Source organism: Corynebacterium sp. KPL1814 (assembly GCF_000478175.1).
Classification (GTDB): Bacteria; Actinomycetota; Actinomycetes; order Mycobacteriales; family Mycobacteriaceae; genus Corynebacterium.
Genome location: NZ_KI515775.1, coordinates 383,268 through 400,877, shown reverse-complemented (window position 1 = coordinate 400,877; position 17,610 = coordinate 383,268). Strand labels below are relative to the sequence as shown.

Below are 17,610 nucleotides of genomic sequence, written 5' to 3'. Positions count from 1 at the left end.
CTTATCAGCCGGATCTCGTCTCGCCATAGTAGTCATTCTGGTTCATCTCCTTATGCGGGTTAGGTTCCCACACACAAACCATTAGACACTCTCCCTGGGCCGGATATCAGGTGTCCACCAAACAGGGGTCAGGTCCCTCATTCAAGCAGAACAAGGCCAGCGTCTAGAGCGCACGACAAACAGTTTGGAAGGTGGCGTGAACTCGCAAATCAAGAAACTGATGCACGACCACCGAGGACTGCGTGACGAGCAACAACGCCTCGCCTGCGACTGGTGGCTGTACCTACACACGCAACTGCCTGACGACCCCGTAGAGATCGCCAGGCAGCACAACTGGGGCCAGGACGCACTCGCCAAAGCACACACCCTAGCCGACCAGGAAACACAAGCCACCAGCGGCCATGAAGATGGCCGACCAGCAACTTTCGACAGCGCCATCGACACTGCCTACAACCACTCTATGGGAATACGTAAAGGCCACATACGCTAAACCCCTACCCCCACCAACACAAAATGTCGTTTAACTCGACACGCCGAAAAACAACACGTTTTGTCGTTTAACCCCCAGCGGCCGTGAATACGGCCGACCAGCAACTTTCGACAGTGCCTATAACCACTCTATGGGAATACGCAAAGGCCACATGCCCTAAACCACGCAGTCCACCAACACAAAATGTCGTTTAACCCGACACGCCGGAAAACAACACATTTTGTCGTTTAACCCCCGATTGAGCCGCGGGCGCATATGAAAAATTCCTCCAACCGTGGTGGCTGGAGGAATCATTTTACTTGTACCCCGTACGGGATTCGAACCCGTGTTACCGGCGTGAGAGGCCGGCGTCCTAGGCCTCTAGACGAACGGGGCATAGAACTAGTGAGCCTGCTTTAAAAGCATTTTCACTGCTGGCCTACCAGGACTCGAACCTAGAATGGCGGTACCAGAAACCGCTGTGTTGCCAATTACACCATAGGCCATTTGCTCACTCGCTTGGAATCGCATCCTTATCGGCTGCGCTCCCTTGCTCGCTGCAACGTGTTATAACTATAATGATCGTTATCCAATGCGCCAAATCGCCAGCGCAACCGGCATTTTTAGGCGTTTTTCTTGAGCTAAACTAAAGCGGCAGATGACATCTGTGTAGTTCGATGTTCATCCGCCGCTTTAGCGGGCTGCGCCCACCATGCTTCTGGTGGTGCCAGCCTTACTCGGCCGCAGGAACGTACGGAGTTACCTCGCGGGCAGCACGCAGGCGCGCCAAGGTGGACTCCTTGCCCAAAAGCTCCATGGACTCAAACAGCGGTGGCGAAACCTGGGCACCAGAAATGGCTACGCGCAGCGCACCGTAGGCCTTGCGCGGCTTTAGCTCTAGGTCCTCAATGAGCGCCTTGGATAGCGCGGCTTCAATAGCATCGGTCTTCCACTCCTCTACCGCTTCAAGGGTGTCAATGCCCACCTCGAGGGGTTGGACGGCATCTTCCTTCAGGTTCTTCTTGGCCGCCTTTTCGTCCAAGGTGAGCTCTGCATCGGGCGTGATAAGGAAGCTGAGTAGCCCATAGGAATCGGCAAGCGTCTTAATGCGCGTTTGCACCAGGTCCGCAGCGAAGGCGAATTTCTCGCCATCATAATCGGCCGGGAAGTCGGTGTACTCCGTCAGGTAATTGCGCAGGCGGAAGGCAAATTCCTCAGGATCGAGAAGTCGAATGTGGTCGGCATTGATTGCTTCGAGTTTCTTCTGGTCAAAGCGGGCCGGGTTACCCAGAACGTCGTTGACGTCGAAGTTCTCAATGAGCTCATCCATACTGAAGATGTCCTTATCCGCGGACAGGGACCAGCCCAACAGCGACAGGTAGTTGAGCATGCCCTCCGGGATAATGCCGTTATCGCGGTGATTGAAGAGGTTGGACTGCGGGTCACGCTTGGAAAGCTTCTTCTTCCCCTCGCCCATCACGAAGGGAAGGTGGCCAAACTGCGGAGTAAATTCCGCGATACCGATTTCCTTCAACACGTCATACATGGCCAACTGGCGCGGGGTGGACGAGAGCAAATCCTCGCCGCGCAGCACGTGTGTAATGCGCATCAGAGCGTCATCTACCGGATTGACCAAGGTGTACAGCGGCGCACCGTTGGAGCGCGCCACCACGTAGTCAGGCTGCGTTTCGGATTTGAAGGACATCTCGCCGCGCACAAGGTCAGTCCAGGCCCAATCCTTGTCCGGCATGCGCAGGCGCCAGACGGGCTTGCGTCCTTCAGCCTCAAAGGCCTCGATCTGTTCCTGCGTCAGGTCACGGTCGTAGTTGTCATAGCCCAATTTAGGATCGCGCCCGGCTGCCTTGTGCCGTTCTTCTACCTCTTCCGCGGTGGAGTAGGCGGGGTAGACGTGCCCGGCATCGATAAGCTTATTGAGCACATCTTTATAAATGTCCATGCGCTGGGACTGCCGGTACGGTTCATGCGGGCCGCCCACATTGACGCCCTCATCCCAGCCCAATCCGAGCCAGGTCAAGGAATCAATGATGGCCTGGTAGGACTCTTCCGAGTCGCGGGCAGCATCAGTATCTTCGATTCGGAAAATCAACTTTCCGCCGGTGTGGCGGGCGTAGGCCCAGTTAAATAGGGCGGTGCGCACCATGCCAACGTGCGGGGTACCAGTGGGAGAAGGGCAAAATCTAACGCGAACTTCAGTCATGGCCACCATCGTAGTGGAGCCGCGGGACACAGTCCGCACCAGCCCAAACCAGCGCCTCACTCTACTACCCAAAAGTGCGTCTTCATTTAGCTCCTCACACACAAAAAGGGGTAGATGATAACGAGTTTCATTATAAACCCACAGGTAAACGGGAATGGTTTTCAATCGATTATTCAGTATTGGGAATCATTTTCTATAGTTGCGAGGTGAACTACTGACAACTGCAGAAAGGTAACGCGCTGGTGGCATCTCCTCGTATCCGCTTCATAGCCGCGCTCAGCACGATCGCGCTGATCACCCCGGCTACCGCCTACGCCGGCCCAGACGATGGCAAACACATCGCAACCCAAACCCACGTCGATTCCCCAAAGAGCTTTTGGGAAGAAGACAACTTCCTGCTGAAATCCGAATTTTCCGGCCAAACTCCGCTTATCGATGACACCGTTGCTTGGATAGGCAAAGGCTATACCCGCGAAGACGAGGACGGTAAGCGCCACCAGAACTTTATGTATTCCCTGCCTGAAAACGGCACGCAGGACTACATCGGTGACCCAGGCACCACCTACTACACGGCTCCCTACCAGGCCTCCGCCAACCAAGAACCCATCTGGATCGGTTTCGGCGCAGACACTGGGCTTCCCGTGAAAGATTTCCGCGATAACATCGCCTTCCTCGACCTTTTAAGCGTGGATGGCCCGGGCGACGTGGAGCTTTTTACCAACAAGGACGATGAAGACGGCGCCGAGCTCCATCGCATGCTGGGCTCCTTCCAAGACTCACCGCACTCCACATACCTCAATGCCGGTACCCACACTCATAACGCCACTCTCTTTACCAAGCCCGGCCGTTATCGCTTGACCTATCGCACCACCGCGCGCACGGCGGATGGGCAGCTCGTGGCCAGTAAGCCGCAGACCACCAGCTATCAAGTGGGCGGGCAAAAGCCAAAGGATGAAAAGACCCCCAGTCTCAAGGAGCGCTTCGATAGCGCCTCCTCCGGCGATGCCGCCGCCGGATACAGCCTGAGCATGGACAAAAAGCAGAATCCGGAAAAAGACGGTGACGATAAGCTCACCACCATTTCCTTTGATGCGGAAAATAAGGCATCCGGTACGCTTACGCTGCTTATCGATGGCTACTTCCTCACCGATCTGCCCGTCGCCGACGGCCACGCCGAGTGGGATGAGTACATGGGCCCAACATCGTCCAATATCCAGGCCGTCTTTACCCCAGAAGGCGATGCGCCGCGCTGGATTTCGCAACAGGTGAAATTTACCCCCGGCTCTTCCGCCCACACCGACTCCTCCTCTTCCGAAGAGAAGTGGGAAGAAGCCGAGAATCCGCGCCAGCTGGCCCCTACCGAAGAGGTAACGCTGCAAGAAACCGGCTATAAGGTGCGGATACGCCAGCAGGGCAAAGGCGGAACCAAAATTATCATCGATATGGATGATAAAAACTTCAGCGGCGTGATGACTGGTGGTCTCTATGCCGACAAAAACGACGCGGACCCCACGGCACCAGTGGAAGCCCCAATTACCAACGGGCACGGAGAGGCTACTTTTACCAATGGCGAGCTCTTTAAGGACACGATTGCCAAAGTAAACGTCTTCCCGCATTCCACTGTCAAGGCCGGCCACGGCAGCACGGTGCTTGCCGAGCCCTTCGAATTCGGTGAAAACTACGAAGCGAAAGACGAGCTTTCTACCAGCACCGATGGCAATGCCGCTACCCCAGGTGAAAAGCCTGGGTCCGGCGATTCACCCGCGCCCAGCGATACGCCGGCACCATCTCAACCACCAAAGGACGAGGAAGCTCAGCGCTGCAGCGAAAAGCAGGTACTTGACCGCGGGCACGTCGATATCAAGGCGCTGCCTACTGACGACGGTTTCCGCACTGTCCTGCGCGATGACACAGGCCAAGTAGATAAGGAGTCGGTAGACCGCTCGCTGGATGACGTGGTGCTCGGCGTGCACAAAAACGCGCTTACTCCCCGCGGCCAGCAGCTGGGTGATAAAAAGTTCGATTTCCTTGGCAATATCGGAGACCGCTTCTACCACCTACCGCAGACGCAGAACCAAGCCATCATCTGGCCGGGGTATAACACCGAAAAATTGGATTATTCCAAGATGAAAGATGGCACGGTCAATTTGAACCTCAAGCCCACGCACACGCCAGAGGGCGCTGAGTGGGGCGCATACATCGATAAGGCCAGGGGTGTCGGCTATGACGTCCTTGCCAATTCCGCCGAAAACGATCACACGATCGAGACCACTTTCGCATCGCACAAGCATACCCATTGGGCTTTTACCAAGCCGGGCATCTACACGTTTGAGGCAACCTATACGGCAACTACCACCGATGGCAAAGAACTTGCATCCAAACCACAGACGTTGACCTTTGCCATTGGTGATGAGGCGGTGAAGTCCTGTTCTACGCCAGCGCCATCCGATGCCCCATCGGAAAAGCCTTCCGAGAAGCCATCCGAGAAACCTTCGGACTCGGCAAAGCCGTCCAAGCCATCGAAACCGTCTAAGCCTTCCAAGCCATCCGAGCCATCTAAGCCGTCGGCTCCAGCAGGGTCCTCGTTTAATCCTTGGGCCCTGGTCTTGCCCGCGGTCCTTGGCATCACTTTCAAGGCCTTCTACAACTTCTTCCGCGACAACCAAGACCTCATTCGTGAGCGCTTTGGCTGGCGCATCTAACTACTAATCCGCAGCAAATGGGAACCCACCCCAGGCGCTTTAAAGGAGCCTCAACCATGGATACCAACACCATTTCGCGCACCAGAGCCCACCGGCCTGGCAGCCGCATCATCGCGGCGGTGATTACCGCCCTTATCGCGTTTTTCGTTCCGGCCTCACCGGCCTTTGCCTTCGAGGATGTCTTTGATTCCGGCCATATCGATGCGTTCTACGTCACTGCGCCGGACGGCCAGCTGCACCTATCCATGCAGGAAGATGTCACCGGTTCGCACGTCCAGCGCCCTGGCGATGACGTGCTGCTCCAAGTAGTGGAATCCGCATGGTCCGATGCCACCGAGGGCGTTCCCGAGATTGGCGAATCGACCTACTTCCTGCCCCAAGCCCAGGACCCGAATATCATCTGGCCAGGCTGGGATACTCAGCCGGCGCGCGATGGTGGCTTTACCAGTGTTGACTTCGAATTCACTAATATCTCTGGGCCGGGCTCGGTCTATGTCTTTGAAACCTCAGGGTTCGGCAACGTCGGCGCCGTGACCAATTCCGGTTCGATGGAGCTCACCAGCGGCGAGGTGATTAACCAGCCACAGCCTGCACACCGCCACGTCAACTGGGCTTTCAGCGAGGCCGGTACGTATGAGATGACCGTCCAAGCCTCCTCCAACGGCCAAACCAGTAACGCGGTGACCTATACCTGGCAGGTGGGCGAAGGCGGCGATGCCACCTCCACTCACCGCTCCGCGGGCGGCAACGGCGCTGCAGACAACTCCGGTAATGAAGCCGGACATGGCAATTCCGAGAGTGGACAGGGCGGCAGCGCCGCAAGCGATGGTCAGTCCTCGGATCCAGAGTGCCGGCCGGGTATTATCCCGCAGATTAAAGACGATACGGTTTCGCCGCCGCAGTGGCGCGATGCCGATGGCGCGACTTTTTACCTCTCCGATAATTCCAGCGTCGAACTGCCAGAAGATGTTGGTCCCGTATCGGCCGGCCAAGCGTGGATGATCGGTTCTACGCAGGTCGATGGCGTGCCATGGCTCGGTGCAAATACCCAGAGCCCTTCCATGCGCGAGCACATTCCGGGTGACGTCACCTGGGAGCTCGTTGATATGAAGGGCCCTGGCGCCATGATGGTCTACAGCCAGGGTGGCCTGGGCAAGATCGTCGGTGATGAATGGTTCCGCGGCGCAAACGGCGCCGTTGAAGGCAGCTACAATATCGCGCCCAATACCCACGTGCACCCTAACTGGGTCTTCGAAAAGCAGGGCACCTACGACGTCACCATCCGCCAAGTGGCCCAAACCTCCGCCGGCAAGCAGGTAGCCGGCCAGGCAACGCTGCACTTTGTCGTCGGCGGTGGCAAGCCAGACGGTGCCTTCGATAATGGGCACTTTGACCTGGGCGCGGAAGTAAACCCGGAGGGCGGCGACTGCGGTGTTGGCGCCGCAGCCGGCGCGGGCTCTAATGGCTCCGGCGCTGGCCAGGATGCCGCTAGCGGTTCCGGTGCGAACGCATCCGGAAAGGGCGGCAACGCGGCTCTCGCCAATACTGGGACCCCCACCATGCCGCTCGGTATCGGCGTGCTCGGTCTGGGCATGCTGTTCCTTGGCCTGGGCATCGCACGGCTCGCTGTCGCGAGGGCAAAGAATTAATGCCAGTGCCCCACTACCGTTTCGTACCGCGCGGGCTGCAGGCCGTCGGGGCGCTCTTTAGCGTCTCCCTCCTTGCGACAGGATGCACGACCTCGGCAGCGGTGGATACCTCGGATCGCTTCAGCGTGGTGGCGACAACGCCGATTTTGGCGGATATGGCGCGCCACGTCGCTGGCGAGGATGCCTCGGTCACCGGACTCATCCCCAGTGGAAAGGACCCGCACACCTTTGAGCCGACGCTGCGCACGGTGCGCAATGTGGCCAATGCGGATCTTGCCTTGAGCAATGGGTACCTCCTGGAACCGCAGTCCCTGATAGATACCTTGCACGAGTCCACGGATGCACCCGTGGTAGAGGTCGCAGATTCGGCCTCCACCCGGGGAGCGACCCTCGTGCCGCTGGTAGAAGATGTCTCCCTGGATGCCATCTGGTTGGGCCTGCGCATCAGCGGCGCCGAACAGCGCAACTCCGGCGTCGACTTCCGCATGGTCTCTGCCGAGGGCCCTGGCGATGTCGCTGCCTACGTGGTCTCCACCTTCGGTACGCCGGAAGTGCTATTTAATAGCGCCGATGGCATCGAAGCTGGCGATGACGCGGTCACCCTCCCTGCTAATGCGCACACGCACGTCTCGTGGGGCTTTTCGGAACCGGGCATCTATAAGCTCGGCTTTCAGGCAGATGGCACGGAGGTAGAGCACCTAACTGTCGCGGTTGGCGTGAACCCGCCGGAAGATATGGATGTCATTGATTCCGGCCACGTGGATATCGCCGCTGATGTAGCAGAGAGATCTATTGATCTGCGCGATCAAGACCAGCATTTTGACCCCGCGCATACCGCGGTGGCGGTCCCCTCCTCGGTCCTGCAGCCCATTCCACCGGATCCTGCTTATCGCTTTTTGGGCACGCCCGGCGCGGATACGTACCTGCTCCCCCAGGCGGTCTTGGGCAAACATATCCACGGCGAGGTGGACCCACACTTATGGCACAACGTGGACAATGCCATTGCCTATGTCGATGTCATCGCTGAAGAAATGGCGAATGCGGATCCGTCGCACGGCGCCGATTACCGCGCCCGCGCCGAGTCTTATATCGCGGAATTGCGCGAGCTGGACGAGTACATAGACCGCGCGATTTCCTCTATTCCGCAGAGCAATCGGCACTTGGTCACCACCCACCACGGCTACGCCTACTTAGAGCAGGGCTACGGCCTTTCCGTGGCCGGGTTCGTAACCCCCAATCCCGCCATTGAGCCTTCACCACGAGAGGTCATTGCCCTGCGCCGAACGCTGGAGAACCTGCACCTTCCTGCGGTCTTTGTGGAACCGGTGGAGCAAGCCAGCGCCAGCACGCTGAAGGAAGCCGCCGCACAACAAAACGTGGAGCTGTGCCCCATTTACGGCGACACGCTTGATGATGCCGTGCCTACTTATATCGACCTCATGAAATTCAATGCTGACTCTCTGCAGCGTTGCCTACATCCTTCGAATGGAGATAACCATGCTTAACCTTGCCTCTCGTACCGTTGCCCGCGCGGCCACTCGCACGGCGGCCTGCATCGTCACTGCGGGCCTCGCCGTATCCGCAACGCCTGCCTGGGCCGGCGACCTCGCGCAGGTGGTTGGCGCGAATGAGACCGTTGCGCCAGAGGGCGAAGAAAAGGTCATCGATGCCGGCCACGTTGATATCGGCACTCTGCTCAACGGCTCTGACGCCGAGCTATTGGCCCGGGATGATGCGGGCGAATCCCCGGTGTGGCGCCACCTCGATGACCTGGTATTTTCGGTAGGCGATGCGGCCCAGCAAACGCTGCCGGATACCGAGGACTTCAGCTTCGTCGGCGCACAATCCGGTGAGGATGTGTGGGTTGTCCCGCAAACTGAGCAGGTCGGCGTTCCGTGGCTGGGGTGGAATACCCAGGCGCCTTCGCTTGTCGATAACGCCGATCGCGGCGTCACCATGGAATTCCTCGGCCACTCCGGACCAGGAGATTTTTCGCTCTTTTTGCAAAACGGCGGCTTTGAGGCACCCCAGCTGCTGTGGTCTACGGCAGAAAAAAGCGAGTCTGAGTTCTGGGTAGATCTCAATACGCACACCCACGCCAACTGGACTTTTACTGAGCCGGGCACCCACCAGGTGGGCATCCGGATTAAGGGTGAAACCACAAACGGCGAGGAGTTTAGTACCGACGGCGTGCTGACCTTCGCTGTGGGCGACGGCGCAGATATCCAGGCAGCCCAGGATGCGGAGTGGAACCCAGCAGAGGCCACGACCGAGGATTCTTCCCTCCCGGTATGGGTTTATGTTTTGGTCAGCGGCGGAATAATCGTGCTGATCGCTGGTGTTACCGTGCTCGTGAAATCCCGCAAGCGGGGCGATGGCCATGCCTAAGCCGTGCATTCAGGTGCGCGGACTGCAGGTAGCACTATCTGGCCGCACCGTTATTGAAGATGCCAACCTCGAAGTAGGCACCGGTGAATTCATTGGGCTCTTAGGCCCCAATGGTGCCGGCAAAACCACACTGATGCGCGCCATTTTGGGTCTTATACCCTCCTCTGGCACATGCACCGTCACCGGATCTGTGGGCTATGTTCCGCAACGCCACGAGGTGGAATGGGGCTTTCCCATCAACGTGTACCGCACCGTACTCAGCGGGCGCACCGGGCTCATCGGATGGTTTAAGCGCCCTGGGAAAAAGGACCATGCGGCCGCCGCGGAGGCGCTGCGCTTGGTGCATATGGAGGAATTTTCCTCCCGTCCCATCGAGGAGCTTTCCGGTGGCCAGCGCCAGCGCGTATTGATTGCCCGCGCCCTGGCTATTCAGCCGGAGGTCTTACTACTCGATGAACCTTTTACCGGGCTCGATGCCCCAAATACCGAGGCCTTATTAGAGCTTTTCGCCGAGCTTGCGGCGCAAGGAAAATCCATCGTGATGTCTACCCATAACCTGTCGGAGGCGGCGCACACGTGCAAGCGCCTGGTGCTTTTTAATCGCACGGTTATTGCAGATGGCCCCGCCGATGAGCTTTTGGCCAAGAAGGATCCGTGGACCCGCGCGTTTGGCGTCAGTGCCTCTTCCCCGTTGCTCGCTGCGATTGGAGTAGCTGCATGATTGATATCTCATTTATCGATTTCTTGCGGGATTTGACCAATCCCCACCTCGATTTCCTCGCCCGGGCGGTGGGCATTTCGCTCATCGCCGCCATCGTGTGCGGGGTCATCGGCTGCTACGTGGTGCTACGTGGCATGGCCTTTATTGGCGATGCCGTCTCGCACGCCGTGTTCCCAGGCCTGGCCATCGCCTTTGCGCTGCAGACTTCGGTGTTGCTGGGCGGGGCGGTTGCCGGCGCGGTCGTCGCGGTGCTCATCGCTGCGTTTTCGCAACGCAACCACGTGCGCGCGGATTCCATCATCGGCATCTTTTTCGCCGCCGCCTTTGCCTTGGGCATGGTGATCATCTCGCGCACGGATGGCTATAGTGCCTCACTGACCAGCTTCCTCTTCGGATCGCTCACCGGCGTTTCGCGCACAGATATCACCGTCGCCGCAAGCGTCTGCCTGGTGGTCCTGGCAGTGGTCGTGGCCTTTGGTCCGCAGCTGAACGCCACCTGCTTGGACCGGGAGACCGCCCGGGCCATGGGCCTGCCGGTCTTCGCCCTGGATATCATCCTCTACCTGTGCGTGACCGCCGCGGTGGTCATTTCCGTAAGCACCATCGGCAATATCTTGGTCCTCGCCCTGCTGATTACCCCGGCCGCCACGGCGCGCCTGCTCACGGCCAACCTGACCACGATGATGTTCCTCTCCGCCATCATCGGCACAGTGTGCAGCTTCTTTGGCATCTATTTGGCGTGGGCCATCGATCTTCCCGCGGGCGCAACCATCGTGCTCACGCTCACGGTCCTCTTTCTCATTGTCTGGGCCCTGCATCCCTTCCTACGCTCTCGCCGCAAGCCAGGCCACTCTTCTCCTCGCGTGCCAGCCAACGCTTCCGAGAACTCCCCACGAAAGGAAACCATCGAATCATGAAACCCTTGTGCCGTACCGCTCTTGCCCTAGGCACCGCCGGATTCCTCAGCGTGGGAACCCTCACCGGTGTGGGCCTGCCCTCTTCCGTTCTAACCACCGCGCATGCCGCAGAGACCTGCAGCGCTGAGGACTTTATCCGCATTACCGAAGGCCACCAAGACATGGCGTTGAAAGATGATGGCGGGGACATCAACTTTGTGGTCAAAGATGACCACGCACGCAAGGAATACCAGTCGGAAGAATTCGCTGTCGAGGTAGCGGATAAGAACAAGCAGCGTATTTCTGCTCTCGATATCCCATCCTTGCCCGAGGAAGGATGGGTGCTGCCGCAAACCCAGATTGAGGATGTTCCGTGGCTCGGTTTTAATACCCAAGAACTCTCCGAGGACTACCTCGGATCCAAGCAGACCGCGACTCTCAGCATGGCCATCGCGTCTGGCCCCGAGGATGGCCGCATTGTGGCCTTCCAAAACGAGGGCATCGGCGACCTCAAGGTCCGTATGGATACCGAGGACGGAACCGCCTGGGATTATCCCGGCAGATCCCACGCTCACCCCGCCTTCGCTTTTACCAAGCCGGGCACCTACGCCGTCAGCTTTACCTTTGAGCTTCCCGATGGCTCCCGCCACCACCTGCACGCGGGATTCCTCGTCGGCGATGACGCAGATGCAGCAGAGCTGTGCGGTGTCGACTACGAAGAATCCGACGATGCCGAGGCCAGTGCCCCTTCGGGCGGAACCTCCCGCCCAGAACAGCTGGCCAAGGATATTAAAGGCGTAGATAAGGCCATCGCGGGCCTGGATAAGGAGCTGGAAAATACCCTGAAGGAAGGCCAAAAATTCCTCGAGGGCGATAACAAGAAGGACAAAGACGCCAAGGATAAATCCGGCGATAAGCCGTCTAAGCAGGGCCAGTCCGGAGGCTCGAAAGAAGCCAAGAAATCTGGTTCGAAGCAGGGATCTAACCAAGGCTCCAAGTCTGGGTCGAAGTCCGGATCCACCAAGGGCACTGCTCGCGGTTCTGGGGCCGGCTCTGGTGCTGCGTCGCGCAAATCGGGTGGGGGCTCGTCGAAGGGAGCATCGGCAAGCAGCGGCTCTCGCTCCGGTTCTAAGGCTGCACAATCCAAATCCGGCGGTAGTTCTGGCCAGAAATCCGCGGGCAAGTCCACCCCGAAGTCCAAGAGCAGCAAAGCTAAGGACAGCAAATCTAAGGGCGCTAAGTCTGAGAACCGCAGCACGGCGCCGGTGCCAAACGCGTCCGCGGGTGGCAAGGACCACAACAATGAGGCGCTTTCCGGTGCCGCTTACACCGCCTCACTGACCAAGAGCAGCTTTTGGGCGGGCATTTTGGCGGGCCTCGGTGCATTCGCACTGGTGCTAGGGATTGGCCTTTTGGTCTATGTCCAATTCTTCCGCAAGAAAAAGCTAGCCGGCGAACAGCCTGAGGAGCCAGAACAGCCAATGCCGCCGCAGGCCGATGATGCCACGACGCAGATCCCGCGCATCGACTAGAAGCCTGAAAAGTACCGCCTAGGGCTACACGCGTGTCTTGGTAGATAGGAAGTCCCACACAACATTTGGGGTATCCGGCTGCCAAAACCACGTGTGTTCGGCAGGCACCTTGACCAATTCCACGTCCTTCTGGCAACCGTTGAAGTTCAGGCGCTCGGCTCCTCCAATATCCGCCTGGGATTGGAAGGTCATATCGCAGCGATTGCGGTTAAGATAGCCTCCCAAGACTGTGCGCACGGGAAGATAGCCAGCTTCGTGCCGGTCGCCGCCTTCATAGGTCATCATCTGGTCGCGGGTGCCGTGCATGATAAGTGTATGCATTGGCGCATCCCCGCAATTGGTTTCAACGGGGGTATAAAAAGCTCCAGAGACCATGGCAACCGCAGCAAACGTATCTTGCGCGTGACAGCCCAAAACGGAGGTAAAACCTCCGCCATTGGACATTCCCATGGCGTAGACGCGGTTGCGATCCACGTGATAGTCCGCATCCACCGCATCCAGGATGCGCTTGATGAAGCGGATATCTTCGCCGTCATGGGTTTTGGCATATGGAGCTGCTTCCCACGCGCGTTCGTAGCCCTCCGGGTAAATGATGATGGCCTCATCGGTGGCTGACGTATTTCCCATTCGGGCGTAACTGGAGAAGTTTTCCGGGGAATCTCCCCAACCGCCAAATCCAAAAAGCACCGGGGATGGTTTCTCGGGCGAATAATTATCGGGGATACGCACCAGGTAGCGGCGCTGTTTTCCTTCGTGTTCCATCTCGAGCGATTCCATAGTTCCCGGTGCAATAGCCGGATCAGGATTAATACTGTGATCAGCAGAAGGTGCAGGTGGAGCCGGCTCCGAATTACCCGGAAGCGGAGGCTCACCGTCAGTAGACGGGTGCGCCTCAGCATCACGAGGCGTCGATTCAGTGACACCTTCAGGGAGCAGATGCGAGCCGTCTGGTTCTGGAATCCCGGGCTCGCCGGAGTGGTGGTCTTGTTCTGGCACAGGCGCCGGGTGCGTCGGTTCTACCGGTGATCCGGCACCTTCTTGTTCCTGCGCCATTGCCGGCACGCTTAAGGCTGCGCCTGCCACTAGGAGCGCGGACAAGAGATAGGTAAATCGAAGAAAAACTTTAGTCACATTAGCCACTTAAGTAACAATAGTTACATCGGTTGTGCCCGCGGGTGCCCACACGCTTGGCGGAGGGCAATTTCTACCAACTTTTAATGAGGCACTAAGCTAGATCCCCATGCACGAAGACAGACCAAGCACCGCCCCCGATTTTTTGCTCTCCCGGGCAACGGGGTCTGTCCGTACCCAAGGTGCGCGGGACACCTTTACCAATGCCGAGGCTGCGGTTGACGCCCTGCACCGAGGCGAGGCCGAGATGGTCGTTGGCGCCATCCCCTTTGATTCCGATACCCCCGCCGCCCTGACCGTGCCAGAATCAATCATCCGGGAAGACGGCCCGCTAGAGCCACATGCGTTCTACCGCAATCAAACGCTCAAGTCCCGCGTCGTGGGCTTTGATCCAGAACCCGAAGAGCACCTACGCCGCGTGGAGGCGGCCATCGGCACCATCGAAACCTCGAAGCTAGAAAAGGTGGTTTTAGCCCGCGCGGTCGATATCGAATTTACCTCCCCCATCGATCCGCGGCTGGTGGCCGCGCGCCTTATCGATCTCTCCGTCAACCGCGATGGCTTCATTGCGGATCTCTCCCCTGCGGGCCGCCCAGGGGCCATGCTGGTCGGTTCTTCGCCAGAGGTGCTGATCAAGCGCCAAGGCTCGACCGTGTCTGCATTCCCGCTCGCCGGCTCTACCCCGCGCCGGGCCAATAAAGCGGCGGACCACATTGCCAGCCAAGACCTCTTGCACTCAGCCAAGGATCTGCTCGAGCATTCCTTTGTGGTAGATCACCTGCGCAAGGTGCTAGAACCACTGTGCAGCAGCCTCGATATCCCCGATACCCCGCAGCTCATACACACCAATGAAATGTGGCACTTGGGCACGCCGGTTACCGGTACCTTGCGGGATAAAGACCTCACCGCCCTGGAATTGGCAGAAGTTGTCCACCCCACCCCCGCAATCTGTGGCACGCCGACGGAAGCGGCGCAGGCGCTTATTGAGACCGCAGAGACCGACCGCGGCTTCTATGCTGGCACCGTCGGCTGGTGCGATAACTCCGGCGACGGTGAGTACATGGTAGCTATCCGTTGCGCGGAAGTTGCCGGCGATGGCCTCTCCGCCCGCGCCTGGGCCGGCGGCGGCGTAGTGGGTGCCTCCAATGCCCAAGCGGAGCTGGAAGAAACCACCGCCAAGCTCCAGACGATCTTACGGGCGCTGAGCCTTTAAGCGGTGCGACTTAGAGCCGCTTCGCCACGAGGATTACATCGCTGGTGTGGTGGGCTCCCGCGCCGCCAGAAACACGGCGCGGCGATCGCCGAAAGGTCTGCACCGTCAATTCGGTCAGGTTTTCCGCCAGCCATTCCGGCATGGCAATCTCTTTTGACTGCATGTCATGGTGAACATAGAGTAAGGTTCCGCCCTTGGCGACGAGCTTTTCCAGCAGTGCTACTTCCCGTGCGGTGGCACGGACACTGCCGTAATGCACGGTGACTAAATCAAATGGGGCGTGGCTGAATTCATCAAAGGTGGCAACCTCGGCGGGCACTCCCCGCGCCTTGGTCCGAGCCACGGCCGTCGGGGCAAAGTCGATGCCGAGCACCTGCCAGCCACGCTCGTGCAGCCACTGGGCATCGGCGCCTTCCCCGCAGCCGATATCGAGCGCGGTACCGACTGGAAGGTCGCTGGCATAGTCCACCAGCGTGGCATTCGGACTCCCCGACCACACCTGCGCAGCAGACCGATAGCGCTCCTCCATTTCCTGTGCGCTGGGCGCAGACCCGTGGTTGCCTTGATGCGAATGCTCCGGCACGCCGTCCTCCTTCTACCAGTACCTCGCCAGCGGCAGCTGCTTTTGGGTGAACCTACTGCGCCCTAGAGATGGTATTGCGCAAAGTGCCAACCCCTGGAATCTCAATTTCAATGGTATCGCCTGGCACCATCGGGGCGGTTCCGGCGGGCGAGCCGGTAGTGATGACATCGCCAGGCAGCAAAGTATATGCGGCAGAAATCTCTTCCAAGATGCCGCCCATCTTGACGATCATCTGATCCGTATTGGAATCCTGCTTCTGCTCACGGGAACCATCGTGGGTCAGGTACGCATTGATCTTCTGATCATCAAGATCCAAGCTATCCAGGTCCGTTTCAATCCACGGACCCAAGGGGCAGAAGGTATCAATGCCCTTGGCGCGCGCCCACTGGCCGTCCTTGAACTGCAGGTCACGGGAGGAGACGTCGTTGCAGATGGTATAGCCGAGCACGTGGTCTTTCCAGTTCTCAGCCTTGATACTCTTCGATGGCTTGGAAATAACCACGGCCAGCTCGCCCTCAAATTCCACGTTGGTGGCATAATCCGGAATCTTGATGGCCTCATTAGGGCCGATGACCGCAGTCGAGGGCTTCAAGAAGATGGTTGGAGGCAGTTTATCGGAGGACTTCTTAAATACCTCCGCCACGTGGTCGGCATAGTTGCGGCCGAGCGCCACTACCTTGGTGGGCAGGGTCGGCGCCAAGAGCCGCACCTCGCCCAGCTTCCATTCTCGGCCGGTGGGCTCCGGCGGGGTAAACGGGGTGCCGGAGATCTCTTTAGCTACAAGCTCCTCCATCGGGGCGTCTTGTGGCCCGTCAATGATGGCAAAGCAAATTCCTTCTGGGTGTGCAATTCGTCCTAAACGCATAACGGCCATCCTACTAAAAGGTAGCCTTTACATGTGTGCAAAGTTTGCGGTGTTAATTTGCAAAGATTATTCAGTTCCCTGACAACACCGCATTCATGCGAAGGACTTCTTACGCTTAAGCCTGCAGGCTCCCCGCGATGCGGTACCCCACCTCGACGGTCTTGATTGGGGTATCGCCGCGCTTGGGGATGTCCCCCGCCACCGCCTTTTCAATCTTCTGCGCATTGTCTTCATCGCCCAGCTGCCGCAAGAGCATCGCCGCTGACAAGATGGCCGCGGTCGGATCCGCGATGCCTTGTCCGGCAATATCGGGCGCCGAACCGTGTACCGGCTCAAACATGGAGGGGTTCTTACCCGAGGCATCAATATTACCCGATGCAGCCAACCCAATTCCGCCAGTAATAGCGCCTGCTAAGTCCGTTAAGATGTCCCCAAAGAGGTTATCGGTCACGATGACATCAAAGCGGGACGGATCCGTCACCATGTAGATGGTAGCGGCATCGATGTGGTTGTAGTCCACCTCCACCTGCGGATATTCCGCCCCGACTTCTTCTACCGTGCGGTGCCACAGATTGCCGGCGTTAACGAGGACATTGGTCTTGTGTACCAGGGTCAAGCGGTTGCGGCGCTGCGATGCTCGCTCAAAGGCATCGCGCACCACGCGCTCTACCCCGAAGCGGGTATTTTGCGAAACCTCGCTGGCTACCTCGTGCGGCGTTCCTTCCCGCAGCGTGCCGCCATTGCCGCAGTACAGGCCCTCGGTACCTTCACGTACTACAACGAAGTCGATCTCGCCCGGATTAGCCAGCGGCGAGTGAGCCGTGGGATACAAAATGGAAGGGCGCAGGTTCACGTGGTGGTCGAGCGCGAACCGCATCTTCAACAACAAGCCGCGTTCCAACACGCCTGGGGGAACCTCACCCGGCGCACCGATGGCGCCCAGCAAAATGGCATCGTGCTCGCGCAGGCTGGCCAGGTCCGCGTCCGTTAAGAGCTCACCATTGCGCAGGTAGCGCCGCGCACCCAGGTCATAATCGGTGGTCTCAATATCGCTGCGCACCGCGCGCAGCACCTTCAGGGCTTCCGCCGTTACTTCTGGCCCAATGCCGTCGCCACCAATAACCGCTAATTTCATCAGGTAGGATTCCTTTCTCACATAGTGGATTAAGAATTAGCCTACCAAAGAAAACCCGCCCATCGCAGCATAAATCTGCGCGATGGGCGGGCACGAGTGCGCGGTTAG

Annotated in this window: 13 protein-coding genes, 2 tRNA genes and 1 pseudogene; 9 read left to right on the top strand and 7 right to left on the bottom strand. The window is 58.7% G+C overall.

What is annotated here, in order from left to right:
• Positions 1-160: 160 nt before the first annotated feature.
• Positions 161-490: pseudogene (locus tag HMPREF1257_RS05770) on the top strand (transposase); the annotation flags it as partial.
• Positions 491-792: 302 nt separating this feature from the next.
• On the opposite strand, the gene HMPREF1257_RS05765 reads toward HMPREF1257_RS05770, so the two are convergent.
• From HMPREF1257_RS05765 to gltX, 3 genes are all read right to left on the bottom strand, one after another.
• A tRNA-Glu gene (locus HMPREF1257_RS05765) sits at positions 793-865 on the bottom strand.
• Between the two features lie 38 nt (positions 866-903).
• Positions 904-975, bottom strand: a tRNA-Gln gene (locus HMPREF1257_RS05760).
• 227 nt (positions 976-1,202) lie between these two features.
• Complete coding sequence (gltX, locus tag HMPREF1257_RS05755; RefSeq protein WP_198010499.1) at positions 1,203-2,696, bottom strand: glutamate--tRNA ligase; 1,494 nt, start codon at positions 2,694-2,696, stop codon at positions 1,203-1,205.
• A gap of 233 nt (positions 2,697-2,929) precedes the next feature.
• On the opposite strand from gltX, the gene HMPREF1257_RS05750 reads away from it, so the two are divergent.
• From HMPREF1257_RS05750 to HMPREF1257_RS05720, 7 genes are read left to right on the top strand one after another with little or no spacing between them, the layout of a single operon-like run.
• Positions 2,930-5,389, top strand: coding sequence for a choice-of-anchor M domain-containing protein (locus tag HMPREF1257_RS05750; protein ID WP_023026434.1), 2,460 nt, complete (start codon positions 2,930-2,932; stop codon positions 5,387-5,389).
• Positions 5,390-5,445: 56 nt separating this feature from the next.
• A complete protein-coding gene (locus tag HMPREF1257_RS05745; protein WP_023026432.1) occupies positions 5,446-7,038 on the top strand; it encodes a choice-of-anchor M domain-containing protein in 1,593 nt (530 codons plus the stop codon).
• The gene (locus tag HMPREF1257_RS05740) at positions 7,038-8,543 is read left to right on the top strand and encodes an anchored repeat ABC transporter, substrate-binding protein (RefSeq protein WP_023026430.1); all 1,506 of its coding nucleotides are present in this window, start codon (positions 7,038-7,040) and stop codon (positions 8,541-8,543) included. Before HMPREF1257_RS05745 ends, HMPREF1257_RS05740 begins: the two co-directional genes overlap by 1 nt.
• Positions 8,536-9,426 carry a choice-of-anchor M domain-containing protein gene (locus tag HMPREF1257_RS05735; protein ID WP_023026428.1) on the top strand — a complete coding sequence of 297 codons (891 nt, stop codon included), beginning with the start codon at positions 8,536-8,538 and terminating at the stop codon, positions 9,424-9,426. Before HMPREF1257_RS05740 ends, HMPREF1257_RS05735 begins: the two co-directional genes overlap by 8 nt.
• Positions 9,413-10,147 (top strand): anchored repeat-type ABC transporter ATP-binding subunit, encoded by a 735-nt coding sequence (locus tag HMPREF1257_RS05730; RefSeq protein WP_034659251.1) that lies wholly within the window; start codon positions 9,413-9,415, stop codon positions 10,145-10,147. Before HMPREF1257_RS05735 ends, HMPREF1257_RS05730 begins: the two co-directional genes overlap by 14 nt.
• On the top strand, positions 10,144-11,064 hold the full coding sequence (locus HMPREF1257_RS05725) for an anchored repeat-type ABC transporter permease subunit (RefSeq protein WP_023026423.1): 921 nt from the start codon (positions 10,144-10,146) through the stop codon (positions 11,062-11,064). The genes HMPREF1257_RS05730 and HMPREF1257_RS05725 overlap by 4 nt, the downstream gene beginning before the upstream one ends.
• The gene (locus HMPREF1257_RS05720) at positions 11,061-12,575 is read left to right on the top strand and encodes a choice-of-anchor M domain-containing protein (RefSeq protein ID WP_023026421.1); all 1,515 of its coding nucleotides are present in this window, start codon (positions 11,061-11,063) and stop codon (positions 12,573-12,575) included. Before HMPREF1257_RS05725 ends, HMPREF1257_RS05720 begins: the two co-directional genes overlap by 4 nt.
• Before the next feature lie 24 nt (positions 12,576-12,599).
• Here the strand turns inward: HMPREF1257_RS05720 and HMPREF1257_RS05715 are convergent, their stop codons facing one another.
• Positions 12,600-13,706 carry a PHB depolymerase family esterase gene (locus tag HMPREF1257_RS05715; RefSeq protein WP_232208518.1) on the bottom strand — a complete coding sequence of 369 codons (1,107 nt, stop codon included), beginning with the start codon at positions 13,704-13,706 and terminating at the stop codon, positions 12,600-12,602.
• 109 nt (positions 13,707-13,815) lie between these two features.
• Here HMPREF1257_RS05715 and HMPREF1257_RS05710 point away from each other — a divergent pair, with 109 nt between their 5' ends.
• Positions 13,816-14,919, top strand: coding sequence for an isochorismate synthase MenF (locus HMPREF1257_RS05710; protein WP_023026417.1), 1,104 nt, complete (start codon positions 13,816-13,818; stop codon positions 14,917-14,919).
• 10 nt (positions 14,920-14,929) lie between these two features.
• Here the strand turns inward: HMPREF1257_RS05710 and HMPREF1257_RS05705 are convergent, their stop codons facing one another.
• The 3 genes from HMPREF1257_RS05705 to HMPREF1257_RS05695 all read right to left on the bottom strand — a co-directional run bounded on the left by HMPREF1257_RS05705 (position 14,930) and on the right by HMPREF1257_RS05695 (position 17,502).
• Complete coding sequence (locus HMPREF1257_RS05705; protein WP_023026415.1) at positions 14,930-15,502, bottom strand: bifunctional 2-polyprenyl-6-hydroxyphenol methylase/3-demethylubiquinol 3-O-methyltransferase UbiG; 573 nt, start codon at positions 15,500-15,502, stop codon at positions 14,930-14,932.
• Positions 15,503-15,554: 52 nt separating this feature from the next.
• Positions 15,555-16,367 carry a fumarylacetoacetate hydrolase family protein gene (locus HMPREF1257_RS05700; RefSeq protein ID WP_023026413.1) on the bottom strand — a complete coding sequence of 271 codons (813 nt, stop codon included), beginning with the start codon at positions 16,365-16,367 and terminating at the stop codon, positions 15,555-15,557.
• Between the two features lie 115 nt (positions 16,368-16,482).
• Positions 16,483-17,502: a 3-isopropylmalate dehydrogenase gene (locus HMPREF1257_RS05695; RefSeq protein ID WP_023026410.1), complete on the bottom strand. Its 1,020-nt coding sequence runs from the start codon at positions 17,500-17,502 to the stop codon at positions 16,483-16,485.
• Positions 17,503-17,610: the final 108 nt, after the last annotated feature.

Excerpts from the sequence above, each read along its gene's own strand:
- HMPREF1257_RS05735 (WP_023026428.1), top strand. The coding sequence starts at position 8,536 with ATGCTTAACCTTGCCTCTCGTACCGTTGCCCGCGCGGCCACTCGCACG.
- gltX (WP_198010499.1), bottom strand. The coding sequence starts at position 2,696 with ATGGTGGCCATGACTGAAGTTCGCGTTAGATTTTGCCCTTCTCCCACT.
- HMPREF1257_RS05745 (WP_023026432.1), top strand. The coding sequence starts at position 5,446 with ATGGATACCAACACCATTTCGCGCACCAGAGCCCACCGGCCTGGCAGC.
- HMPREF1257_RS05695 (WP_023026410.1), bottom strand. The coding sequence starts at position 17,502 with ATGAAATTAGCGGTTATTGGTGGCGACGGCATTGGGCCAGAAGTAACG.
- HMPREF1257_RS05710 (WP_023026417.1), top strand. The coding sequence starts at position 13,816 with ATGCACGAAGACAGACCAAGCACCGCCCCCGATTTTTTGCTCTCCCGG.
- HMPREF1257_RS05725 (WP_023026423.1), top strand. The coding sequence starts at position 10,144 with ATGATTGATATCTCATTTATCGATTTCTTGCGGGATTTGACCAATCCC.
- HMPREF1257_RS05720 (WP_023026421.1), top strand. The coding sequence starts at position 11,061 with ATGAAACCCTTGTGCCGTACCGCTCTTGCCCTAGGCACCGCCGGATTC.
- HMPREF1257_RS05740 (WP_023026430.1), top strand. The coding sequence starts at position 7,038 with ATGCCAGTGCCCCACTACCGTTTCGTACCGCGCGGGCTGCAGGCCGTC.
- HMPREF1257_RS05730 (WP_034659251.1), top strand. The coding sequence starts at position 9,413 with ATGGCCATGCCTAAGCCGTGCATTCAGGTGCGCGGACTGCAGGTAGCA.
- HMPREF1257_RS05700 (WP_023026413.1), bottom strand. The coding sequence starts at position 16,367 with ATGCGTTTAGGACGAATTGCACACCCAGAAGGAATTTGCTTTGCCATC.